Origin of the sequence: Bacteroides faecis MAJ27 (assembly GCF_900106755.1) — a bacterium.
Lineage (GTDB): Bacteria > Bacteroidota > Bacteroidia > Bacteroidales > Bacteroidaceae > Bacteroides > Bacteroides faecis.
Genome location: NZ_FNNN01000018.1, coordinates 31,433 through 58,151, shown reverse-complemented (window position 1 = coordinate 58,151; position 26,719 = coordinate 31,433). Strand labels below are relative to the sequence as shown.

Sequence of the window (26,719 nt, the reverse complement as noted above, 5' to 3'; positions counted from 1 at the left end):
ATTTATTTTATCTATTATTTTTTACGACGACGCCACCAAGTGATGATATATCCCGCTAACAATCCTACAGGAATAATTCCCATAAATAAGATGCGAACCAAAACTAAAGCTCCCTGACCAGAAATAGACAGTTTATCGTCATACGGATGAGGACGATCATCATTTACGGGGAATTGATTATAAGACAATTCACGGAAAGCTTCGGTAATCAGCGTAAAGTTAGAAGTGCTCAAATCATTCCGATTAGTAGTCAATTCACTGTTCGCCATACAATCAGCATCACCACATACATAGATACGCTGTTCTTTATCACCTACTTGGCGAATCAAACGCACCACCAAAGGAATAGAATCAGCTTTTTCACCTGTTTCCGGATTGATTTCCGGTTTGTCATCCACAAAATCAGTTGTTTGCTGTTCATTCCAAGCCTTTGCAGTGGTAGCAAATAAGACTGAAGACTTAAAGCCGCAACTATCATTAAGTACTAATTCTACAGCCCCAGGCATAGAAAGTTTAGAGCCATATCGCCCCATTGTATAATAACCTTTATTCTCTGTTATAGCTGTTTCTGTAGGATTCACAAATAATTGATTGGGAGCATATCCCTCTGTCTCTTCCACTACAATGCCTGGCATAAATGTAATACCCAAATTTTCAACTAATGGATTCATCAATGGTTGACGCCGTGGTTCGCAAGCTATAATCATGTTACCTCCGCGAGCTATAAAACGTTGTATTTTAGCTATCTCATCCGGTGTGTATGCTTCACGTACATCTGCTATAACGATAATATCAATATTATCAGCAATATCTGTTGCCATAGAATCCGCCTTCAAATCCAAAACACTCACTCCGAACCCTTGATTGATCAGAGAATATCGGAAAGTGAGATTTTTTGCAAATGCACTATAATCACGTTCACCGCCTTTGTAAATATCACGTTCACCATGTCCTGTGATAAAGGCAACCTGTGGAGACTTGACAACCATCGTTTTCAAGGCAGCCGTAATTTCAGATTCACGAGGATCACGCTGATTATCATCATAAATGCGTAAAAAAGCTTTCTGACCATTTTCACGTTCGAAAAGATAAACAAAACGATTGCCTTCTTCTTCCAGATTAATACCCTTGGAGTCTGTTACTTTCTTGATATCTTCCGGAGAAAGGAACATATTAAAATCCAAATCATAAGTATCACACAAACGCTGAGCTATTTCTTTGTCTGATAGTCCAGAGAATTGTGCATAAAGACGAGGATTATCCGTATGGTCATAATAATACACATATTCCATCTTCATTTCCGGTTTGAAACGGATATAGTCTTCAAACTTACGCATTTCCCAATTCCTGTTTTTCGGTATTCCCTTGTTGAAATTATCATCCAGCAGGTTAACGAACATCGTAAGAGTCAATCCACCGTCCAGCTTCGTCATTACTTCCTGACTTGGAGGAGTCAAAGTATTTGCCTTAGTTGCTGTTGCATCATAGTAACACATTAACTTAGGTTGGGAAGTCACATAACCGACCAATAATGTAACACACAACACACCGATATACTGCACCATCTTACTTAAACTATTGGCTGTAGTACGTTCGAACTTCAATTTCAAAACAGAAAGTGACAAGAACAGTACAACCACAATAATAAAATAGAATGCATCTTCACTACAAATCATACCGTGAAGAAACTTGTCCGAGCGTCCTGCCAAAGATAACCAATAGGTAAGATCACGAACAAAATCAATGTCCTGTCCAATATTACCCATAAAATTAAGAATAGCAAGAACAGTCAATGTTCCAACAGCCGCAACCACCTGATAAGCAGTCAAAGTAGACATAAACAAACCTATAGCTGCATAAGCACATACCAACAAAAAGATTCCAAGTATCCCGGTCAAAGCAAACGGAAAATCAAAGTTCTCCACAATACATGCACTATAGATAAAATAGGCAAACAAGATAGCAACCAGAATCAATGCATATACCAACATAGATATATATTTACCTAGAATTATCTGTATATTGGTAATAGGGGAAGAATACAGCAACTTGATGGAACCACTGCTATACTCCTTACTCATCAATCCCATTGTAAGTAATGGTATATAAAGGTACAAGTTATCCTGCATACTTGAATAAACACCACTGTATCCTAACAATAAAGCACTGGTCAGGTTATAAGGGCGGTAGTTTAGTGCCAAATAACGTAATTGATCGGAAATCAAGTCGGAAAATGTCAGTCCGGCCTGAAATGCAAATATGATAAGGATCAACCATGCAATAGGTGAACAAAAGAGAGTATTCAGTTCAGCCTTTGCTATTTTCCATATAGTTTTCATACTTAATCTTTATTTTCTAAGTTTGTGTTTACTTCTTTCCAGAAAGACGGGCAAAAATCTCATCCAAAGAAAGACGTTCTAACTGAATCTCTTCCAGTTGCCATCCATTAGCGACACTAGTAGCAATCATTTTCTCGGTTATTCCATCCGTTTCAGCTATATGAAAGCGGTAGTGACAATCCCCCAAACAATCGACAGAAGTAATACCTTTAAGCTTGACAAGTTCTTCTATTGCCGGAGCATTAACCAATGTTGCAGTGAAAGAAGTAGGAGCAACATAATTATCAAAATCATCCATACTTCCAGAGAAAACGACCTTTCCATGTTCAATCATACGAATTTCATCACAAGTAGCCTGAACTTCCGGTAAAATATGCGTGGAAAGCATTACTGCATGATCGGTAGCAAGTTCCTTAATTAAATTACGAATTTCGACAATCTGATTAGGATCAAGACCATTTGTCGGCTCATCCAGCACAACAAATTGCGGATGATGAACAATAGCCTGTGCAATGCCAATACGCTGCTGATAACCACCGGACAGATTACGCAGGAGACGTGAACGAAAATGAGTTACTCCGCAACGAGCCATAGCACGCTCTACGGCTTTCCCAATCTCCATGGGTTCCATCAGACGAAGATTTGCACAATAAGTAAGATACTCCTCAACTGTCATATCCGGATATAAAGGCGGGCGTTGAGGCAAAAAACCTATGAACTTCTTTGCCTCTACCGGATTCTCACGCAGATTGATGTTATTAATCCAGACATTTCCTTCTGTCTGATTCAAAACCCCACATATAATATTCATAGTTGTGGACTTACCGGCGCCGTTGGAACCCAACAGACCGAAAACTCCCTTACTTTTTACTTCAAGATTTATATCGCGGATAGCCCAATCTACACTATAACGGTGAGAAAGGTGCTCTACTCTGACAATAGCTTCTTCCATGATGTGTTTGTATTTTATAAGGATACTCTTTATTATCTTCTCTTTCTACGAACAAGGATCGTAATTCCGCAAGCGGCAAAGATTAGCGGCAAAAGTGCGTAGCAGCCATATCTCACCATTTTACGAGCATCACGTCCTATAGATACTGCATTATCTTCCGGATTAATCCGCTCTGTATCTAACGGATATTCATCGTAAGAAAGCCATTTAAAAGTTCCGGTAATTACTGTAAAATTATTAGATGAATAACCATTGCGACTTTTGCTCATTTCTCCATTACTTACGCAATCCGCATCTCCTGTTATGACGATACGTTGTTCTTTATCACCAACTTTACGGTCAAGCGCCAAAATTGTAGGAATAATACCTTGCTTCTCACCCGTTTCAGGGTTATACTGCGGTTTATCATCTAAGAAGTCTGTTGTTTGCAACTCATTCCAACATAAAGAGTCTGTAACAATCACCGGAGAGGCATTGAAACCTTTAGAAGGGTCAAATACCAAACCAACAGCATCAGGCATTGTAATGACAGATCTGAACTCATATGGACGGGTATAAGGTTTAAAACGCTGCGCAGCTTCTTTAGTTATATGCCCGGCAATCAATGACGGAGAATCATTCTCTTTCATTTCAACTAATGTTCCTGACATAAAAGTCACTCCCATTTGTTCAGTTATGGGATTCATTATTTCCTGACGACGGGCATCACCTAAAATGAAAAGATTTCCTCCACGAGCGATATACTTATTCAAACGATCATTTTCAACTTCATTGAAAGGCGTTTTCATATCTGCTATCACTACAATATCTATATCTTCCGGTACTTCCTGATCTTCCAAAGACAAGGTTACTACATCGAATCCCTGATTTCTCAAAGAGTAACGGAAATATTGATTCTCCGCAAATTGATTATAGTCCCGATCGCCCGTTTTATAAATATCACGCGTCTCATGACCAGTAAGAAAAGCAACTTTCGGTGATTGTACCACAAAACGTTTCAAAGCTGTAGAAATTTCGGTTTCCGACGGATGCTTTTCATTATCATTAAATAAACGCAAAATACTCTTCTGACCATTATCCCGTTCTACAACACGTATAAAGTGATTTCCTTCATTCCGCAAATCTATTTTCTCACGAATCTGTTCCGGAGTCAAAAACATATTAATATTCAAATTCAAAATGTTTGCCATTTTTTGAGCTTTTTCCTCAAGAGTATTACAGCCTTCAAGGCGGAAATCCAATTGAGAATTAGCCTCATCATAATAGTAAACATACTCCATCTTTGTATCCGGTTTGAAGCGAATATACTTTTCAAACCTCTCATAATCACTCTTCAGCTGACTTGGCAAAGCAATAGCATAATTATCATCCAGCAGATTCATGTAGCTGGTTATTTTCAAACCACCATCTATTTGCTTCATAATATCCTGACTCGTTTTCGTCAGTGTGTTACGCTTTGTTGCTGTTGAATCATGATATAATTTCAAAGTAGGTAATGTAGAAATATACCCCACCAATAAAGCAGATAAAACCACAGCACCATAAATTCCCCATGTTTTCCCACGAGATTCTTTACGACGTCCGGCACGCAGTTTCAATACAGAAAGAGTTAAAAACAATGCAATAATTAATAAGAAGTACAACAGATCTTCACTGCAAATCAATCCGTTTATAAATTCATCCGCACGTCCGGATATAGATAACCAATATGTGACATCGCGCACAAAAGCATAATCCTGTCCAACTTCACCAACATAATTCAATGCAGCCAATACAGCCAAAGTTCCCATAGCGGCTACTACTTGATAAGAAGTAATACTGGACATAAACAAACCTATAGCCCCGTAAGCACAAATCAGCAAATATATACCCAATATTCCGGTAAAGAGTAAGCCTAAATCGGCATTCGTAATAGTGATGCCACAAAATACCCCAACAACTAATAAGGGAAGAATCAATACTAAATTGTAAATCAATACCGACAAGTATTTACCAAAGATAATCTGGCTGTCAGTAACCGGAGATGAGAACAGCAGTTTTATAGAACCACTACTATATTCTCTACTCATCAACCCCATTGTTAACAAAGGGATATATAGATAAAGGTTACGCAGGAAGCCCGGAAAGATTCCCATCCAACCTGTAAAAATAGAGGCTGTCACATCCCAAAGAGTATATCCTAATGCTTGTCCCTGTACCTGACGATCGAACGCATTTCCAAAAGCCACACCCACCTGCACAGCAAAAATAACTAGAATAAGCCATGCCACCGGGGAACAAAATAAGGAACGCAATTCGGCAATAGCTATCCGATATGTAGTTTTCATATCAATGTTTTATTATATTTTGTGATTAATCGATTTTTATTCCTTTTCCGGACAACTGTGCAAAAACAGTATCCAATGAGTCCCGTTCAAGAATAATTTCGCTGGGGCGCCACCCTTTCTCCACGCCCATTTCCGTTATACGTCGTGTCATGCCATGATCGTTTCCATCAAAATGACAACGGAAACGAGTAGCAGTCAGCTTTTCGACTTTAAGTATACCTGGAATTTTCTCTAATTCTTCTATTTGTGGAGGATTCTCCAGGATAGTCACCAAAGTACTGGGGGCCATGTAATTATTGAAATCACGGATAGTTCCGGAAAATACAACATTTCCATGTTCAATCATCTTAATTTCATCACAAGTGGCTTGTACTTCCGACAGGATATGAGTAGACAGCATCACTGCACGGTCTACCGCTATTTCTTTTATTAAGTGACGGATTTCGACAATCTGATTCGGATCAAGTCCGTTGGTGGGTTCGTCCAAAACAACGAAAAGCGGATTATGTACGATTGCCTGGGCAATACCGACACGCTGCTGATATCCACCAGACAAATTACTAATGAGACGTTTGCTATAGTGCATTATTCCACACTTTTCTTTCGCACAATCAACAGCAGCCCTGATACTTTTAGAGTCCATGTGCCTGAGTTGTGCACAATAGACCAAGTACTCATCTACCGTAAAGTCAGCATACAAAGGAGGCTTTTGAGGAAGGAAGCCTATAAACTTCTTGGCTTCAACCGGATTTTCTCTCAAACTAATACCATTTACAAATACTTCACCCTCTGTTTGGTTCAGTACCCCACACATGATGTTCATAGTGGTTGACTTTCCTGCGCCATTAGACCCCAACAGACCAAAAACTCCTTTTTTCTTGATCTCCAGATTAATGTCCCGGATAGCCCATTGTACGCTGTAGCGATGTGAAAGGTGCTCTACCCTCACTATAGGTTCATCCATAATTTAAAAAGTTAAATACCCTAATAAAAATTAAACTCACGACAGGTTTAATTAGGCTATTATAAAAAAAGAATACGTGTTTTAACCTTGTGATGCTCTTGTTTATAAATCCCTAAAAAACTTTGCGAAATTATAAACCTTTATATTTATACGCAAATTTTTCAGGAAGACATTTTCTATGAGCGATTTGACAAAAAACGAAAGAAATGACATAAAGTCAGCATTATCTACTCTGAATTCGCAATAATAGCCTAGTATTTATTTTAAAAAGCGACAATATTCAGATATTTCAATTCTAAAAGTCAAACAGTTACAAATTCAACTTTAACCTTATTTAAACTTTAAGCAAAGTTTTACGAGTTTTAATGAATTGATTCTAAAATTCAAATACCATTTAACAAATAAAACGATCCTGTTTACTCTTTTTTTCTGTTATTAAAGCCGCACATACCATTAACTTTCTTTTAATCTATCTGCTATTAAACCTTTTCTTTCAGGTGTCGTCTAATCACAAGAAGATATTATATAACGTGCTATATACTATACTAAACCATGAATAAAAAAACTAAATGGGGCATCATTATTCTTATCGGTGCCGGAATTATCGGTGGAGGAATTTACTCACAGTTACCTAAAACTAACGACGAACTGGCTGCTGCTGACAAGGTAAAAAACACCCAAAAGAATGGGAAGAAAATTCTGAACGTCAATGCCAAAGTCATAAAACCTCAACTATTAACAGACGAATACACCACTACCGGTGTACTTTTACCGGACGAGGAAGTAGATTTATCTTTTGAAACCTCCGGAAAAGTAGTCGAGATCAATTTCGAAGAAGGAACGCCCGTAAAGAAAGGCCAACTTCTTGCCAAGGTGAACGACCGGCAGTTACAAGCACAGCTACAAAGGTTGGTATCACAACTAAAATTAGCTGAGGACCGAGTATTCCGACAAGATGCCCTGCTCAAACGGGACGCAGTCAGTAAAGAAGCCTATGAACAGGTAAAAACTGACCTGGCAACTTTAAATGCTGATATAGAAATAGTGAAAGCAAACATTGCCCTGACTGAACTCCGCGCTCCGTTTGACGGAATCATTGGTCTCCGGCAAATCAGTGTCGGTTCATATGCTTCGCCGACAACCATTGTTGCCAAACTGACAAAGATTACTCCGTTGAAAGTTGAATTCTCAGTACCGGAACGCTATGCAAGCCAGATTAAGAAAGGGACGAACCTGAATTTCAGAATTGAAGGAAAACTAGATGCCTTCAGCGCAAAGGTATATGCAGTAGAGTCAACGATTGACCCTAACCTGCATCAATACACAGCACGCGCACTTTATCCCAATACCAATCGTGCCCTGCTTCCCGGTCGATATACAAGTATACAATTGAAAAAAGAAGAAATTCCGAATGCGATCGCCATCCCGACGGAAGCTATTGTGCCAGAAATGGGAAAGGATAAAGTTTTCTTGTATAAATCAGGAAAAGCTGAGCCTGTAGAAGTAACAACAGGCATTCGTACGGATGCTGAAGTACAAATTGTAAGAGGACTTCAAGTAGGAGATACCATTCTTACATCAGGAACACTGCAACTTCGTCTGGGACTACCTGTTACATTGGACAATATTGACTAATACCTGCCATGCCTTATGAATATATCTGAATTAAGTATACGCCGTCCGGTATTAGCTACGGTACTGACAATCATTATTCTCCTCTTTGGCTTCATCGGATACAGTTATCTGGGTGTCCGTGAATATCCATCGGTGGACAACCCGATCATTTCTGTCAGCTGTTCTTATCCAGGGGCCAATGCCGACGTAATTGAAAACCAGATAACCGAGCCACTGGAACAAAATATTAATGGTATACCGGGCATCCGGTCTCTATCCAGCGTCAGCCAGCAGGGACAAAGCCGTATTACGGTAGAATTTGAACTTTCAGTCGACCTGGAAACTGCAGCAAATGACGTACGTGACAAAGTTTCCCGTGCCCAACGTTATCTGCCCCGAGACTGTGACCCACCGACTGTATCAAAAGCGGATGCCGATGCGATGCCCATTTTGATGGTTGCCCTCCAAAGCGACAAACGCTCACTGCTTGAATTAAGTGAGATTGCAGACCTGACTGTCAAAGAGCAATTGCAGACAATCTCTGATGTAAGTAGTGTATCCATTTGGGGTGAAAAGCGTTATTCCATGCGCCTTTGGCTCGATCCGGTCAAGATGGCGGGATACGGTATCACTCCGATTGATGTAAAGAATGCAGTAGACAATGAGAATGTCGAACTTCCTTCGGGTAGTATTGAAGGAAACACTACTGAGCTGACAATCCGTACGTTGGGATTAATGCATACCGCCGATGAGTTCAATGATCTTATTGTAAAAGAAGACAATAACCGTATCGTCCGCTTCAGCGATATCGGACGCGCAGAACTTGGGCCTGCCGACATCAAAAGTTACATGAAAATGAACGGTGTACCCATGGTAGGTGTTGTTGTTATTCCACAGCCGGGAGCCAATCACATCGAAATTGCCGATGCTGTGTACAAACGCATGGAACAGATGAAGAAGGACCTGCCGGAAGATGTGACGTATAGCTATGGTTTTGATAATACCAAATTTATCCGGGCATCTATCAATGAGGTAAAAGAGACTGTATATGTAGCCTTTATTCTGGTTATCATCATCATCTTCCTTTTCTTACGCGACTGGCGGGTGACGCTGGTTCCGTGCATCGTAATTCCCGTATCGCTGATTGGAGCATTCTTCGTCATGTATCTTGCCGGATTCTCCATTAACGTACTTTCCATGCTTGCCATTGTGCTGGCCGTGGGACTGGTGGTGGATGACGCCATCGTAATGACGGAGAACATCTATATCCGTATTGAAAAAGGAATGAGTCCGAAAGAAGCGGGAATAGAAGGAGCCAAAGAGATCTTCTTTGCCGTTATTTCAACGACCATCACACTGGTTGCAGTATTCTTCCCGATTGTCTTTATGCAAGGTATGACAGGACGTTTGTTCCGGGAATTCAGTATTGTAATTTCCGGTTCTGTCATTATCTCTTCATTTGCGGCACTGACCTTCACACCGATGCTGGCCACAAAGTTACTCATCAAACGTGAGAAACAAAACTGGTTCTACACTAAAACAGAACCGTTTTTTGAAGGGATGAACCGATGGTACAGCCGTTCGCTCGCTGCTTTTTTGCGCAAGCGCTGGCTGGCACTTCCGTTCACTTTTATAACCATCTGCCTGATCGGCTTCTTATGGAATGCTATTCCGGCAGAAATGGCACCGCTTGAAGACCGGTCGCAAATCTCTATCAACACCCGAGGTGCGGAGGGTGTCACTTATGAATATATCCGGGACTATACCGAAGATATCAACCAGCTTGTAGATTCTATTCTGCCGGATGCGGAAGCGGTGACAGCACGTGTATCCAGTGGTAGCGGAAACGTACGCATTACACTGAAAGACATGAAAGACCGTGACTACACGCAGATGGAAGTTGCGGAAAAGATATCAAAGGCAGTTCAGAAAAAGACCATGGCACGCTCGTTCGTACAACAGCAGTCTTCTTTCGGCGGACGCCGGGGAAGTATGCCTGTCCAATACGTACTTCAGGCTACCAATCTTGAAAAACTGCAGGAGGTATTACCGCAGTTCATGGCCAAAGTATATGAGAATCCGGTTTTCCAGATGGCAGACGTAGACTTAAAGTTCAGCAAACCGGAAGCCCGCATCAAGATCAACCGTGACAAAGCAAGTGTAATGGGAGTCAGTACCAAAAACATCGCCCAAACGCTGCAATACGGATTGAGCGGCCAACGTATGGGATATTTCTATATGAACGGAAAGCAGTATGAAATTTTGGGTGAAATCAACCGCCAGCAACGAAACAAGCCTGCCGATCTGAAAGCTATCTACATCCGCAGCAGCAATGGAGATATGATACAACTGGATAATCTGATTGAGCTGGAAAACGGTATCGCTCCACCCAAACTGTACCGCTACAACCGATTTGTATCAGCCACAATTTCCGCCGGACTGGCTGACGGAAAGACCATCGGACAAGGACTGGATGAAATGGACAAGATTGCCAAAGAAACATTGGATGATACTTTCCGTACCGCATTATCCGGAGACTCCAAGGAATACCGTGAAAGTTCTTCGAGCCTGATGTTTGCCTTTATTTTGGCTATCCTTCTGATTTATCTGATCCTGGCAGCACAGTTTGAAAGTTTCAAGGACCCGTTAATAATCATGTTAACAGTGCCTTTGGCTATCGCCGGAGCCTTGGTATTCATGTATTTCGGAGATATCACAATGAATATTTTCAGTCAGATCGGTATTATCATGCTGATTGGTCTCGTGGCTAAAAACGGTATCCTGATCGTGGAATTCGCCAATCAGAAACAAGAAGCAGGCGAGGATAAAATGAGCGCCATCAAAGATGCCGCATTACAGCGTCTGCGCCCGATTCTAATGACAAGTGCTTCTACTGTACTGGGACTTATTCCATTGGCATTTGCCAGCGGAGAAGGCGCCAATCAGCGCATCGCCATGGGTACAGCTGTAGTAGGTGGTATGGTTGTTTCCACACTGCTTACTATGTATATCGTGCCGGCCATCTACAGTTATATTTCGACTAACCGAATCAAAATAACAAAAGAATGAAACAGAAAAGTATTTGCATGAAACAAATCATATACATAGTTACCACATGTGTCTTCATATCAGTTTCTCCAGTGAAGGCACAGCGAATCTATTCCTTAAAAGACTGCCTGGAAGAAGGGCTGCAAAACAATTATTCTCTGCGCATCGTCCATAACGAAGAACAGATCAGCAAGAATAACGCGACACTCGGAAATGCAGGTTATCTGCCTACTTTGGACTTTTCTGCCGGATATACCGGAAACCTGGACAACATCGAGACGAAAGCCCGTGCCACCGGAGAGGTCACCAAAAATAATGGAGTCTACGACCAGACAGTTAACGTCGGCCTCAACCTCAACTGGACCATCTTCGACGGATTCAATATCAGCACTACGTACAAGCAACTAAAGGAACTGGAACGGCAGGGCGAAATCAATACCCGCATTGCCATTGAAGACTTCATCGCCGATCTTGCCTCGGAATACTACAACTTCATCCAGCAAAAGATCCGTTTGAAGAACTTTCATTATGCGATGTCACTTTCCAAAGAACGCTTGCGTATAGCAGAAGCGAGCCATCTTGTCGGTAAATTCTCAGGTCTGGATTATCAGCAAGCCAAAGTGGACTTCAATGCGGACAGTGCCCAATACATCAAGCAACAGGAATTGCTGCACTCCTCACGCATCCAACTTAATGAATTGATGGCTAACAATAATGTAAATCAGATTATCGTCATCAAAGATTCTACCATTGACGTACACAGTGACTTACTGTTCGACGATTTATGGAATGCTACCTTATCCACCAATGCTTCTTTGCTGAAAGCCGACCAGAACACCGTACTGGCACAGCTGGATTACAAAAAGATCAACTCCCGCAACTATCCATACCTCAAACTGAATACCGGCTATGGATACACCTTTAATAAGTATGATATCAATGCAAATAGCAGAAGAGGCAACTTAGGCTTTAATGCCGGAGTTACTGTCGGTTTTAATATCTTCGACGGCAACCGCCGCCGTGAAAAGCGCAACGCAACCCTTGCCTTCAAGAATCGTCGTCTGGAACGACAGGAACTGGAGTTAGCCCTTCGTTCCGATCTCAGCAACTTGTGGCAAGCATACCGTAATAATCTTCAGCTGCTGAATCTGGAACGGCAGAATCTTGTGACTGCCAAAGACAATCATGATATCGCCATGGACCGTTATATACAGGGAGACCTTTCCGGTTTTGAAGTACGCGAGGCACAAAAGAGTCTGCTGGATGCCGAAGAACGTATTCTCTCGGCAGAATACAACACCAAACTTTGCGAAATCTCACTACTGCAAATCAGCGGAAAAATCACCAAATATCTGGAGCAATAAAACATTGATTCTCCTGTTTTCATTGGGCTAATCATCTGATAAAAGCGATTAGCCCAATTTTTATGCCATTAAGAACAGATATTACCCTTCATTCCCGACCTTTTCTTCTACATTTGCACACACCATAACATTCACTTAACAATAGAAGTCATGAGACAAACAGCCTTTTTCTTTCTGTTACTTTTCATTCAGACCGGAGTTTCAGCCCAAGCAACAGATTACAGGAAACAACAGAATTACAAAGAATGGGTACACCTCGCTCCCAAGTTCAATGATGCCTTTTTCCGGACAGAAGAAGCACAACGCATCGGAGACAATGTATTATTGTATCAGCAAGTCACGGGAGGCTGGCCCAAAAACATTTACATGCCGGCAGAACTGACAGAGCAGGAATACACCAAAGCATGGAATGCGAAAGGAGACGTCAACCAAAGTACCATTGACAACAACGCCACGACAACTGAAATCCAATATCTGGCCCGTCTTTATCAAGCTACACAAAAAGAGAAATACAAAGAAGGAGTACTGAAAGGCATCCAATATCTGCTCAAAGCGCAATATGACAACGGCGGATGGCCTCAGTTCTACCCGCGTCCTACAGGATACTATGTCCAAATCACATACAATGACAACGCAATGGTCAGAGTCATGCAGCAGTTACGGGAAATCTACGAAAAGCAGTCTCCTTATAGTTTCATCCCCGATGAAACCTGCCAGCAAGCACGTAAAGCCTTTGACAAAGGAATAGAATGTATCCTCCGGACACAGGTTCGCCAAAACGGGGACCTGACAGTATGGTGTGCACAGCATGACCGCATCACACTGGAGCCCTGCAAGGCACGTGCATACGAGTTACCTTCATTGAGCGGACAAGAATCCGACAATATCGTGCTTTTGCTCATGTCTCTCCCCCATCCATCGGAAAAAGTAATTGAATCGATAGAATCAGCCGTCAAATGGTTCAAGAAATCCGAAATAAAAGGAATACAAAAAGAATACTTCACCAACAGTGACGGAAAAAGAGATTACCGGATGATCCCTTGCGAAGATTGCCCCATACTATGGGCACGTTTTTATGAACTGGATACCAATCGTCCTTTCTTCTCCGACCGCGACGGAATTAAGAAATATGACATATCGGAAATCGGACATGAACGCCGGAACGGATATAGCTGGTACAACAAAGATGGCAGCAAAGTACTGGCAAAATATGAGAAATGGAAGAAGGAATTAAATAAAAAATAATATCGGAAGAAACGATAAGAGGGGGATGTCAAAAGTCAATAGTAATTAAACTCTCCTCCTTCAGGAAGGAGGATAATCCAGTTACTATTAACCTTTGATAACCTCTCATCTATTTCTATTTTCTATAACTTATTATCCTACTATATATTTAGCAACCTTTCCTGCACGATAGATCAGCCATACCAATCCCCATGAAACGGCGAAAGCAAGAATAGCGGCTACAGGTATCTGCAAACCAATCGGCATATTAATAGCTCTCATCAGCACGACCGACGGCCCTGTAAAGAAATAATGTATCATATAAATACCGAATCCGCATACAGTGAGATTCGCCAATGCCTTTTTCATTCTTTCCGAGTTCACTTTTACTTTCTTTGCCAGCATAAACACAGGTATCGTCATCATTACAACATTAAGAGAACAATAGGTAAAGAAGAGTTCCAGCATCTCATCCGTATATTCCGGCAATGCGGTTATATGCCTGAAACCTAAGAATGTCACCGCATAACCGACTGCAAACATCGGAATGCCAATCGCCAACGTTTTCTTCAAGCTCCATTCCAGATTTTTCAGATAATGCCCCAACAACAGATAGCCATTGAAACCGGCAAAAGCATACAGCATTCCAAAAGAGTTCCATGAACAGGTTCCCCATAAATAATTAGAAACAAACTGATAATAATAAGGAAGCAGCAAAGTTACCCCCCAAGCCAGCAGAAACATCAGTTTGGCACGTTCCGAAGCCTTCTCTACCCAAGCTGAGAAAACCGGCAAATACAGATACAGCCCGATAAGCAGATAAATATACCACATATGCACGGCTAAAATGGAGAAGTTGAACGGAATCATCAAAATATATTCCAAAGATACAGAGAATGATTGCTGCATCACTTCCTCTCCCGCATACGGGAAGAAATCAAGAATAATCTGAGGATTCAGTCCCAACAGGCCTGTAATCCAAGGGAACAGATTATATAGCACCGACCATATCAGGAACGGATAAAAGACACGGGGAATACGTTTCTTGTAAAAAGTAGAAGTATCACCTCTTACAGGCAGAAGCAATGCACCGGTAATCATCACAAACAGAGGCACGCACGGACGCAGTACAGATCCGTAGATAGCACCCCAAAGTTTTATTTCTCCGATATTCGGAGCCGTACCGGGATAAAAATTAAACGGATCGGTGCAATGACAGCAGACAACTGTAAACATCGCAATAAAACGAACGACATCCAGCCAAACAATATGCTGGTTCTTTTGATTGGATAAATTCATCACTAGTGGTTTCATGGTGTTTTAATTATTAGATAAGCAAGTTTATAAAAAAAGGGATGCCCATACGAAAACTGACAGGTATCCCTAAAATGAATGTTTATGTAATCAACCGCAAGAATTACTTGCTATTACTTATTACTTGTTACTTATTATTTGGCACAACGTGGTTTAATCTGTTTGAAGAAGTCATTTCCTTTGTCATCTACCAAAATAAATGCCGGGAAATCTTCTACTTCTATTTTCCAGATAGCTTCCATACCCAATTCCGGATATTCAACACATTCAATGCTCTTGATATTATTCTGAGCTAGGATTGCAGCCGGTCCGCCGATAGACCCCAGATAGAAGCCGCCATATTTCTGACAAGCATCTGTAACCTGCTGGCTACGGTTACCTTTCGCCAGCATAACCATACTGCCACCATGACTCTGGAACAACTCAACATATGAGTCCATACGTCCGGCAGTTGTCGGTCCCATTGAACCGCAAGCCATACCAGCCGGAGTTTTGGCCGGACCGGCATAATAGATAGGATGATCCTTGATATACTGAGGCAAATCTTCTCCACGATCCAAACGCTCTTTCAGTTTAGCATGAGCAATATCACGACCAACAATGATTGTACCGCTCAGTGACAAACGAGTGGATACGGGATATTTAGTCAGTTCTTTCAAAATTTCAGCCATCGGACGGTTCAGATCGATTTTCACCACATCACCTTCACCAGCCTGGCGCAATTCAGCCGGAATCAGACTGCCCGGATTTGAATCTAGTTTCTCAATCCAGATACCTTCTTTATTAATTTTACATTTGATATTACGATCCGCAGAACAAGATACGCCCAAACCTACCGGGCAAGAGGCGCCGTGACGAGGCAGACGAATAATACGGACATCATGCGCCAGATATTTACCACCGAATTGTGCGCCCAATCCAATCTTGTGAGCTTCTTCCAGCACTTGTTTTTCCAGCTCAATATCACGGAAAGCACGACCATACTCATTTCCTGTAGTCGGCAGATTATCGTAAAAGTGAGTGGAAGCCAGTTTCACAGTCAGCAGATTCTTCTCGGCAGAAGTACCGCCGATAACGAAAGCAATGTGATAAGGAGGACAAGCAGCTGTTCCCAAAGTCTTCATCTTTTCAACCAGGAACGGAACCAGTGTACCGGGATTCAGAATTGCTTTTGTTTCCTGATACAAATATGTTTTATTGGCAGAACCGCCACCTTTAGTAACACAGAGGAATTCGTATTCCATTCCTTCAGTAGCTTCGATGTCAATCTGTGCAGGCAGGTTACATTTTGTATTCACCTCATCATACATATTGAGAGGCGCATTCTGAGAGTAACGCAGATTCTCTTCAGTATATGTTTTATAAACACCCAGTGACAGAGCTTCTTCATCCGTATAGCCAGTCCATACCTGCTGTCCTTTCTCACCGTGGATAATAGCGGTACCGGTATCCTGGCAGAATGGAAGTACCCCTTTGGCTGCCACTTCTGCATTACGCAGGAAAGTCAATGCTACGTACTTATCGTTCTCACTGGCTTCCGGATCACTCAGAATCTTAGCAACCTGTTCATTGTGCGAACGACGAAGCATAAATGACACATCACGAAAAGCAGCATTAGCCATCGCAGTCAAACCTTCTTTCTCAATTTTCAGGATAGGATGTCCTTCAAACTCGCTTACCGATACATAGTCCTTTGTAAGCAGATAATACTCAGTTGTATCTTTTCCCTTTTCAAACATGGGCTGATACTTAAACGGAGGTGTTGCCATAATCTCTTTTTTTATTACGTAATGTTAGTTAGTGAGGCAAAGGTAGCAATTAAGAATGAAGAATGATGAATGATGAATGAAGAATTAAGAATGAATAACGGAGAAAGGAACAATGCCCACTGCAACAAGAATAGTTTCTTGTTACAGTGAGAATTTATTCTCACCGTGATGAGTTTTTTTTCTCATTGCGATAAGAAAATTTTCTCATCAAGGTGAGATTTTTTTCTCATCAAGATGAAAACTGGCCGAGAACTCTGTACAACAAAAGCTATTATAAATGAATGAATTAAAGAATAAGCCAGCTTTATCACTTAGTCTTGAATGGACTCAATTCTTTTGATCAGTTCATTTCCAAGGGCCGTTTTATCTTCGATATGTTTTAATACCGCTGTAACAAATGTGTTACTTTCAAAGTCACCGCGTACTTGTTCAAAGTCCTGCTTCATTTCATCATGAGACCCATCCGCCCCGAATCCTGTCATTGAAGACAGTGAGAACTCTTTACGGGCATCATCATATACCATTTTATCGAGACCCACTACTGCCTCCTTCCATGTTTTCACGATACAGATTATGTCCTGCGCTGTTATCTCATCCGGATTCAAACCATAAAACTCCTGAATTTTGTTATAAGCCCAAGTCCACTCATACGTATAGTAATTCTCGTGCATTTCCGCAAAGCTGGCATTAATGGATTTCAATCGGTTGACTGAACCATTCTCGATACCATCGAGCAGGCGGTCTATTTCACTTTTAGGAGCGATCAGTCCGGACATATCCACCCATTCACCAGTTCCGATTTCCGTATCCGGTTTCAGACGCTGGCGTATCTCTTCATTACTTTGGAAATTAATACCCTCCAAGCGCTTTATGATTGAATTCCCCAAAAACTTATGAATAGCAATTTCATAAAAACGAATGCCGTTGTTCAGAGAAGAATTTTTAATCTTTGCACTTTGGAAAGAATAGATTTCAGATGTTTCCCCGGATACCCGTTTAAGGTCCTTCAGAATAGAGCGTCCTTTGAACATTTTCTGAATAGTATATGGACTCAGAAGATTATAATTGATATAATCCAGGCGATTCGGATCTTTCCGCTTATCACGTTTCGGCCACTTCTGAGCATCGCGAATGGTACCTACACTTCTCAGATTCACTCCCGGAACCAAATAAGTCGTATTTCGTTGCTCAATCAGATAAGAGAAAGGAAGGTTAGAAGTATCGGCATGATTAACGTGTCGTCCCATTACCAGAGAGAAAGCTCCGACACGTGCCGGCCATAAGATATACGAGTCTGAAGTCGTTTTAGCCCCTCTTTCCATTGTTCCTTGATGGATAGGTCCCAATTTATACATGTGGTTACTCTGATTGGAGCCCGATCCCGCGTTCATAAACGAGAACATTCCGGCAATCAATAAAGTCGATTTGTGGTGAGTCACTGTAAAAGGTCCTGCAAAGATAGCACATGCTTCTCCATTCTCTCCCTGACAGTTACTAAAGAACAAGGAATCGGAAGCTGAGTAGTTATGCCCCAACTTACATGCCTGACCAACAAAACAACGGGTCAACATTGTACCGTCATCCACTTCAGAACCAGAAGAAATAATGAAATCATCACATATTACTCCATGTCCGATGTGTACAGGTGCTGTTACATTACTGTTTACACTACCGTTTGATAAACGACAAGTACCACAGATATGGCAATAATCACCGATTCGCACATTCTTGATAGATCCCGTATTAAGGATCATCACATGGTCGCCTATACTGCCTGTAGCAGAAGCATGTTTATTGGAATAATAATCAGCAATCGCTTTCATGCGATTAATCAGTTCCGGGCGGTGGCGATATAAGGCCAGTATGTACGCTTGGTGTGCCGACAGCTTATCATTAATCAGCACTTCACGCCCCCCCGTTTCATTGAGCACTGTTGCTTCTACCCCATTACCAAAGGTGCTCAGCCCATCTACTAAAATGATATCTACATTTTCAATGAAGGTATCATTTCCAATTTCATAATTAGCAATGTAGTTTTGAATGTTTTCAATGCAGCAGTTATCCCCTACTACTACATTGTGCAGAGTGACATGACGGAGTCCCGAGTGTTTCCTGATTCCTCCGGGCAGCGTAAATTCGGCATCAAATACGCCTAATTTCACTTCACCCGAAAAACGAGTATGGTGAACATACTCACAGTTAAAGCCCTCAGCAACCGAAACATTCCCCCAATCATCAGCCAGACACGACTGGCTCTTCAACTGAAGCACTTCGTCTTCAGTCAGTTTACGATAGTCTTTCATATAGATAAAAAATAGATATGTACCGCCTCCCCCAATCAGTAAGCGGTACATTGATTATTATTCTTCCTCTTCGTAAGTCTGATAAAGAAAATCGTTATAGGGATACTTTTGAACATGCAATTCTTTCACTCGCTGATAAACCACATCTTTCAGTTCGTCTATATTGATTCGTTCGCGGGCGGAAATAAAGAGGTAGTTGTCCTCCATCTTTGCCATCCACGTCTTCATCAGTTCTTCGAGTGTTAAGTTTTCCTTTGTTCGGGGGGTAAGGTCGTCCGGCGCTTTCTCCACGTAGGTATAAGCGTCTATTTTATTAAATATAAGTATCATGGGTTTGCCGCCGCCGCCAATGTCGGCCAGTGTCCTGTTCACCACTTCAATCTGTTCTTCAAATCCGGGATGAGAGATATCGACTACATGTACCAATAAATCTGCTTCTCGCACCTCATCCAAAGTCGATTTGAATGAATCCACCAGATCGGTAGGCAATTTACGGATAAATCCGACTGTATCAGATAAGAGAAACGGCAGGTTATCGATGATCACTTTACGTACCGTTGTATCCAGTGTAGCAAAAAGCTTGTTTTCTGCAAAAACTTCGCTCTTTGACAGTAAGTTCATGATTGTCGATTTTCCAACGTTGGTATAGCCAACCAGTGCGACACGGATCATACGTCCTCGATTTTTACGCTGGGTAGCTTTCTGTTTATCAATTTCAGCCAGACGTTCTTTCAGCAATGACATACGGTTCAAGATGATACGGCGGTCCATTTCGAGCTGCGTTTCACCCGGTCCGCGAAGTCCCACAGAGCCTCCTTTACCGCTTCCGCTACCTGATCCACCACCTTGGCGTTCCAAGTGAGTCCAAAGCCGTTGCAGACGTGGCAACATATATTTATATTGAGCCAGCTCCACCTGCGTCTTCGCATTGGCAGTCTGAGCGCGCATCGCAAATATATCGAGAATCAATGAAGTACGGTCCAGTATCTTCACTTTCAGTTCGGCTTCAATATTACGTATTTGTTTCGCGGAAAGTTCATCATCAAAGATAACCATTCCTACTTCACGTTCTTCTTCCTCTTCCGTTCGTATATATTGTCTGATCTCTTCCAATTTCCCTTTTCCGACATAAGTTACCGAATTGGCAGTCGGCAATTTCTGTGTAAATCGTTTTACTACTTCCGCCCCAGCCGTCTCAGCAAGGAAAGCCAATTCATCGAGATACTCGTTTGTTTTCCGCTCATCCTGCGTCTGGGTAATGAGTCCGACAAGTACTGCTGTTTCTACTTTGGCTTCGGATATTATAAATTCTTTCATTCTTTTCTTCTGATATATAAATCTAAATATGGTCGCAAATATAACAAAAAAAAAGAGGACAATGTTGTATTGTCCTCTTTTTCGTAACCATTTATAATAATTCGATTATAAATCAAACCATAATTTTTCCCAGATCTTCGGAGATTCTTTCGGAGCATTGATATTAGCCGTCATCTCTTCGGGGCTATATTCCCATCTTCTGATCAGTTCTTTTGAAGTTGCATCTTCCGGTACTTGCAAAGTTGGAACTTCATTGCCTGCAGTTCCGGAACGCCTCCACTGCACGAACTCCTCGAACGGACGGTCCATCAAATCAATCCACTGTTGCATATGAATCTCATATAATGCATTCTCCGGAGTCACTGTTGTCAATTCCGGCAAACCTGTAACATATGTATCAATATCGTTTTCAGCTACTCCATAGAATGCACATGCTTCCCGAACGCCTTTCTTGTACAATTCATTAGCCTTCGACAGATTCTGAGCAACTCCCAAACCGCGAGCATAAGCTTCCGCTTCCAGAAGCAGCTGTTCCTGACAAGAGTAAATCAGCTCCGGCGCATCTTTCCTGAAAAGATAGCTGCTCACAACAGATGATAACATATTATCCTTGTCATCTGTCTCAGCAGGCTCACGGTTGCCTAACCCTCTGTACACACCATCGGCACCCGGCTCAAAATAACAAGGAATACGGGGGTCATTGCGTTCCTGCATCGGCTTCAGCATATAATTGCTGGCAAAAAACAAAATCTGCGTACCACCGACCAACTCTATAAGTTCATATTTAGGATTCTGATTGCCCGGGTCTGTAGAATAAGGGAATACCAAATTATCTGATGCTGATGAAACCATTCCTCCAGCCTGCAACATCGTACCAATAGCAGTAGCCTTAGAAGGATCTTTGTCTACCATGACCATCAGTGTCCTGAACTTTAACGATTTTGCCAGAGTCATCCATTTGTTCATGTCACCTTTATAATAGATATCGTACTCATCAATCGCATTAGCATCATTCAGATCCATTACCTGCAATGCCTCATCAAGCAACGACAGAACACCATTCAGCACACTTTCCTGAGAATCAAACTTCGGATATTTGATTGTTCCGTTCCATGACTCGGTGAAAGGTATGTCTCCCCATAACATGGTTGCTTCATACATATGTTCAGCCAGCAGAATCTTACATTGTGCAATAGCATTGTGATTCACCGGATCTGATTCTTCTGCATTTTTAATAGCCAGCATCAAATTGTTGCCACCAACAGAATAATAATGTTTCCACACGTTTCCTGTGCTGTAGGGAGAAATGGTATATACTGATTCATCCCATCCACCATAATCAAGTCCACCGTCAACCTGACACTGTGAACTCATAGATAAAGGAATATAGAAGTCACCACCTGTTCGTGTTCCGGCCCAGTTTACAGCTGCATAGTTAAATAAATATCCGGGATCAACTTTCTCGGCAGTATTGGGGTCATGGTTAATATCAAGCCAGTCGCTGCATGAGGTAAACAGCCCACATGTCAAAGCGCTTAATGCATATACTAATATTTTCTTTTTCATAATCATCTTCGTTTAATTCTTACAATGTTAATCTGAGATTAAATCCGAAACTTCTGGTAGAAGGAATGCTGTTAAACTCTACACCACCTCCGATTTGAGAGGGACCAAAAAAGTTTGCTTCCGGATCAATATGCGGCACATGGTCTTTGATGATCCATAAATTACGTGCCTCGAAGCCTAAATCCAATGATTTAACAAAGAAACTCTTGAACCATTTACGTGGGAAACTATAAGACAGTTGTACCTCTCTAAGTTTCACGAATGATGCATTATAGATATTTCCTTCATTATTACTAGAATTGGACACATGTTGCCAGTAATCCTGCATACTCTTCACCGGCACATCATTAGGTCTGTAGGTTCCGTCATCCTGAAGGATTACGCCCGGTTCGATAAAAGAAGCATCTTCACGATGAGCTACTGTTTCTGCAGCCAAACCGCTGCTTCTTAAATTAGCAACAGTTTCTGAATACAAAGACCCTCCATGACGAATATCAATCAAGAAACTGAAGGTCAATCCTTTATAAGTAAGTGTGTTATTAATACCCATTGTAAAATCAGGATAAACATCTCCCAGGCGTACGTTATTGACAGTTTCTCTCAAACCTGTCTTAGAATTGATCACATAATTGCCTTGATCATCACGCTTCCAGGCAGTACCGTACAAACCGAACGAATCACCTTTCGCAGCCTTAATCTGCAGACCACTCAATCCGCTTGTTAATGTATATTCATCAAGTCCTTCGGCCAATTCTTCCACAGTCTGCTTATTAGAAGCAAACGTTGCATCCAGATCCCATTTAAAGTTACGTGTTTCTACAGGTGTCAAACCCAGAGTTACTTCGACACCTTTATTGGCAATCTTTCCGGCATTGATATTATTAGCAAAGTAACCTGTTGATAACGGGACATCAATACTTACAATCTGATTCTTTGTAATGTTACTATAGTAAGTCATATCCAAACGAATCTTTCCACCGAAGAAACGTAAATCAGCTCCGACTTCGAATGAACTTTGATTCTGAGGTTTCAGATTTTCATTCGGCAATACACGAGGGCCGGTAAAACCAACCAGTCCCATATGTGGGAAAGTATTAACATTGCCCAAATATTGCAAGAAATAAGTACTGGCAGGAGTATATTTAAATGCTAAATTATATGGGTCTTCATCACTACCCACATTCGCATAGCTTAAACGAACCTTACCATAATTCAGAATGTCTTTATTCTCCATCAACTCTGTGAAAATGAAACTACCGCTGATAGACGGATAAAAATAAGAACGATTATTGACAGGCAAAGTAGACGACCAGTCATTACGTCCTGTTACATTAACGAAAAGCATATCTTTATATCCCAAGCTAATATCTCCATACAAACCCACAAGACGTTTCTTTTCATAATAATTCACCGGAGTAGTAGACTTTGCATTAGTGTATGTATATAACTCGTCAACTACGAGATTCTGAGCTTGTACATTCTCATTTTTCCATTCTTCCTGATAGAGATTGTGACCTATCATAGCCTTAAAATGATAATCATTGGCAAAAGTCTTCTCATAGGAAACCATTAAGTCATTATTTATAATTCTTTTATACAAATTCCAAGTCTGGAATTTACCGTTCAAGGCTCCTACAGTACCTTTTGCATAAACTTTACGTCTTCCTTCTGTATAGAAATCCGTTCCGGCATTATTAGTAATAGTCAATCCTTCAATCGGTTTATAAGTCAATGTGATATTGCCGATCATACGATCCAGATTATTGGTAAACTTATTCTTATTAATAATCCAGTACGGATTATTACTTTTACCTTCCGGGTCTAGCGTAATCTGTTTACCATTTTCATCAATCCAATTCTGCTTGATGTCATGAATATCAATGGTTCTTGGCAATCCATTGATCAATGGAATCAACAAGTTACTATCATTTGCTCCCTGTGCCGGACGACCTTCTGAATCAGAACGTATGTATTGAGCAGAAATACGTCCTGTAAAGTTATTCGTAAAGTTCATACCTGCATTCACAGAAAAAGCATATTTATTATAGTCAGAACCAGGTACAACACCCGTCTGGTTGGTAGAGGTAAAACTCAAACGGAAATCAGCTTTTTCACCACCTCCGGCTACTGATACATTATTAATATAACTCATTCCGGTTTCATAGAAATCCTTCACATTATCAGGATTTGCCTTCAAAGTCACTTTATCTCCTTTATAATCTGTAAATTGCTGATCTTGTACCGACGAAATCTTCGGTCCCCATCCATTCAACATCTTTACATTATACACTCCGTAACTACCCTGTGCATACTCATTCTGGAAATCAGGCAATTTGAGTACATTTTCAAATCGTGTTGAGGAATTCACCGTAACAAAGACCGGTGAGTTCTTTTTTCCTTTCTTTGTGGTAATAACAATTGCACCATCCTTTGCACGCGCTCCATACAATGCGGTTGCAGCTGCACCCTTCAATACGTTGATAGATTCAATATCGTCAGAGTTGATGTCTCCTGCGCGGTTACCCACATCGACTATACCATTGGTTCTGTCAGGATTGTAAGAACCATTATCAATAGGAAGTCCGTCAATAATAAACAGAGGAGAAGAAACTGTACCAATGGAAGAAGCGCCACGAATCTGTATACTTGAGCTACCACCTACTGTTCCGGACGACTGTGCAATTTGCAAACCTGCAATCTTACCGGACAACGAATTAAGCACATTACTTTCACGCGCCTTAGTTATCTCATCTCCTTTTACACTGGAGACAGCATAACCTAAAGATTTTTCAGATCGCTTGATACCCATAGCTGTTACTACAACTTCATCAAGATTCTGAGAATCAGACTTTAATACGACTTTTAAAGTTGGTTTGATTTCAACTTCTTGTGTCCGCATACCGATATACGAAATCTGCAAAGTCTTTGCAGAACTAATAAATTTATATATAACTGATAATCAGAAAGATATACAGAGTGCAAATCAGTAACACAGGTCGATATTTTATCAAACAGAAATAGCCTATACATCTATTTGACAGTTAGTTAGCAAAATTCAGCTTATGATCTACTCTCTCTTTGTAATACCATTTCTCTACCGAAATGAGGAGTATTTATCTTATAATCAATATTATATCTGTAAAACAGGTAGCTATTATAAATAAAAAAATAGTATCATGTTATAAAAGGCGCCTTCATTTGTATACAATTAATCAGGTAATGGATATTATTAATTAAAAACATTATCCCATTCATTTTTCTTTTAAAGGCAAGCAATTATTGTAAATATTAGAGACTGCCATATATTGATCTGTCTTATTTGAAGTTAGATTGCAAAAAAGGCTGTTCCACTCGCGGAACAGCCCTCTCCATATTTAAACTCTTCTGTTAAAAATCGTCAGCAGGGAAACCTGTTCGACGAAAACCTGAAACCTTATAAGTTAATCCATCTTCATCGTCGTCGAACTGTACCATATATACGATACTGTCAGCAGGCATACCGCTAGGAGTTGTGGCAGCTTTTTCCAGTACCTTACCATCAGTTATCTTCACTTTGGACTCATATGTTACATTATCCACAAAGCCCGTTGTCGAGAAAGTCCTCGTTGCATAATTCACGTTTACTTTCAGTTTATATTCCCAGAAATTTCCTAAATCGTCCAGCCACATTTCAGTTTCACTGTTGCTGGCTGTATTGTAAGTACTCATTTGCAGATGTCCTGCTCCAAAGGGATCTTCTACTTCTTTCCCGTCAATAAATGCATTCACTGTCACCCACCAGTCTCCTGCCATTTTTTCAACAGCAGTACCACCTGGTTCTGTATCGTTGTCGCATGCCACGAATGTAAAAGCCAGTGAAACTAAAAGTAATATCATATATTTCTTCATAATCGTATTTTTATTGTTTTACTATAATGTCAAAAGATAGCTGACCGGCATAAGCAACAGTCCATTTCAGAGTCCCAGTCGCAGGATCTAATAATGTATTAGTCATTTGATCCATGGAATCTCCCCAACCTGCAACATAACTTTCCAGAGGAGTAATGGTATTATCATCATTCAATTCGAATTTACCAACCATTGCATAATCTGGTCCATAGCCAGCACGCTGGTCATACCAGCCTCCTAAGAAATCGCTGATATAAAATATTCCCGGTTCCATCTGCAAAATCACAATCTCATATCCACTGAAAGCTACCACAGAAGGGGCGGTACGCTTGCTTCCTTCGGCTATAGTATAAATTCCGGATTTCAAAGGAGAAGCAGTATCATCTGCTACATATACTGTTCTCGTGAATGTTTTGGCAAAACCGTCCTCATTGTATGCCGCATATACTAAATTGTAGATTCCCGGAGTGTTGACATCAACACTTCCTTTTATCTGAACTGATTCAGTTATATCCTCTCCATTCATTTCCGCATAATATCCCGGCTCCACAAAGGGTTGTCCTTTTTCTAAAACGATCTTTTCATCGCCTTCTCTTTCCAACGTTACAAAATAGGTGACTTTAGAAGTATCATCTGTTGATTTGTCGCAAGCTCCAAAGACAAACGGCAAACATACTAATATGCTGTATATTATATTTTTCATACGTAAAACTTACTAAGTTATTGGTTA

Annotated in this window: 16 protein-coding genes; 4 read left to right on the top strand and 12 right to left on the bottom strand. The window is 41.0% G+C overall.

What is annotated here, in order from left to right:
- Window positions 1-14 precede the first annotated feature (14 nt).
- The 4 genes from BLW31_RS15665 to BLW31_RS15650 are packed head-to-tail and all read right to left on the bottom strand — an operon-like array spanning window position 15 to window position 6,582.
- Window positions 15-2,339: a Gldg family protein gene (locus tag BLW31_RS15665; protein WP_010539457.1), complete on the bottom strand. Its 2,325-nt coding sequence runs from the start codon at window positions 2,337-2,339 to the stop codon at window positions 15-17.
- A 28-nt stretch (window positions 2,340-2,367) separates the two neighbouring features.
- Window positions 2,368-3,291, bottom strand: a complete 924-nt coding sequence (locus BLW31_RS15660) for an ABC transporter ATP-binding protein (protein ID WP_010539458.1) — start codon at window positions 3,289-3,291, stop codon at window positions 2,368-2,370.
- Between the two features lie 32 nt (window positions 3,292-3,323).
- Window positions 3,324-5,618, bottom strand: coding sequence for a Gldg family protein (locus BLW31_RS15655; RefSeq protein ID WP_010539459.1), 2,295 nt, complete (start codon window positions 5,616-5,618; stop codon window positions 3,324-3,326).
- A 25-nt stretch (window positions 5,619-5,643) separates the two neighbouring features.
- Window positions 5,644-6,582: an ABC transporter ATP-binding protein gene (locus BLW31_RS15650; protein WP_010539460.1), complete on the bottom strand. Its 939-nt coding sequence runs from the start codon at window positions 6,580-6,582 to the stop codon at window positions 5,644-5,646.
- A gap of 552 nt (window positions 6,583-7,134) precedes the next feature.
- Here BLW31_RS15650 and BLW31_RS15645 point away from each other — a divergent pair.
- The 4 genes from BLW31_RS15645 to pelA all read left to right on the top strand — a co-directional run bounded on the left by BLW31_RS15645 (window position 7,135) and on the right by pelA (window position 13,853).
- On the top strand, window positions 7,135-8,217 hold the full coding sequence (locus BLW31_RS15645; RefSeq protein ID WP_010539461.1) for an efflux RND transporter periplasmic adaptor subunit: 1,083 nt from the start codon (window positions 7,135-7,137) through the stop codon (window positions 8,215-8,217).
- A 15-nt stretch (window positions 8,218-8,232) separates the two neighbouring features.
- Window positions 8,233-11,265, top strand: a complete 3,033-nt coding sequence (locus BLW31_RS15640; RefSeq protein WP_008759587.1) for an efflux RND transporter permease subunit — start codon at window positions 8,233-8,235, stop codon at window positions 11,263-11,265.
- Window positions 11,262-12,608, top strand: coding sequence for a TolC family protein (locus tag BLW31_RS15635; protein WP_010539462.1), 1,347 nt, complete (start codon window positions 11,262-11,264; stop codon window positions 12,606-12,608). Before BLW31_RS15640 ends, BLW31_RS15635 begins: the two co-directional genes overlap by 4 nt.
- Window positions 12,609-12,758: 150 nt before the next feature.
- Window positions 12,759-13,853, top strand: a complete 1,095-nt coding sequence (gene pelA / locus BLW31_RS15630; RefSeq protein ID WP_010539463.1) for a pectate lyase — start codon at window positions 12,759-12,761, stop codon at window positions 13,851-13,853.
- 132 nt (window positions 13,854-13,985) lie between these two features.
- On the opposite strand, the gene BLW31_RS15625 is transcribed toward pelA, so the two are convergent.
- From BLW31_RS15625 to BLW31_RS15590, 8 genes are all read right to left on the bottom strand, one after another.
- Window positions 13,986-15,146, bottom strand: a complete 1,161-nt coding sequence (locus tag BLW31_RS15625) for an acyltransferase (RefSeq protein ID WP_029425719.1) — start codon at window positions 15,144-15,146, stop codon at window positions 13,986-13,988.
- 134 nt (window positions 15,147-15,280) lie between these two features.
- Entirely contained in the window at window positions 15,281-16,915 is a 1,635-nt protein-coding gene (locus tag BLW31_RS15620) for a fumarate hydratase (RefSeq protein WP_010539465.1), read from the bottom strand.
- 311 nt (window positions 16,916-17,226) lie between these two features.
- Window positions 17,227-19,218 carry a DUF4954 family protein gene (locus BLW31_RS15615; RefSeq protein ID WP_029425720.1) on the bottom strand — a complete coding sequence of 664 codons (1,992 nt, stop codon included), beginning with the start codon at window positions 19,216-19,218 and terminating at the stop codon, window positions 17,227-17,229.
- A gap of 57 nt (window positions 19,219-19,275) precedes the next feature.
- Window positions 19,276-20,535: a GTPase HflX gene (gene hflX, locus BLW31_RS15610; RefSeq protein ID WP_010539467.1), complete on the bottom strand. Its 1,260-nt coding sequence runs from the start codon at window positions 20,533-20,535 to the stop codon at window positions 19,276-19,278.
- Between the two features lie 105 nt (window positions 20,536-20,640).
- Complete coding sequence (locus BLW31_RS15605) at window positions 20,641-22,101, bottom strand: SusD/RagB family nutrient-binding outer membrane lipoprotein (protein ID WP_022301465.1); 1,461 nt, start codon at window positions 22,099-22,101, stop codon at window positions 20,641-20,643.
- Window positions 22,102-22,120: 19 nt separating this feature from the next.
- Window positions 22,121-25,021, bottom strand: coding sequence for a SusC/RagA family TonB-linked outer membrane protein (locus tag BLW31_RS15600; RefSeq protein ID WP_055270589.1), 2,901 nt, complete (start codon window positions 25,019-25,021; stop codon window positions 22,121-22,123).
- A 467-nt stretch (window positions 25,022-25,488) separates the two neighbouring features.
- A complete protein-coding gene (locus BLW31_RS15595; RefSeq protein ID WP_010539497.1) occupies window positions 25,489-25,989 on the bottom strand; it encodes a lipid-binding protein in 501 nt (166 codons plus the stop codon).
- Window positions 25,990-25,999: 10 nt separating this feature from the next.
- On the bottom strand, window positions 26,000-26,692 hold the full coding sequence (locus BLW31_RS15590; RefSeq protein WP_022301463.1) for a BT_2262 family domain-containing protein: 693 nt from the start codon (window positions 26,690-26,692) through the stop codon (window positions 26,000-26,002).
- Between the last annotated feature and the right edge of the window lie 27 nt (window positions 26,693-26,719).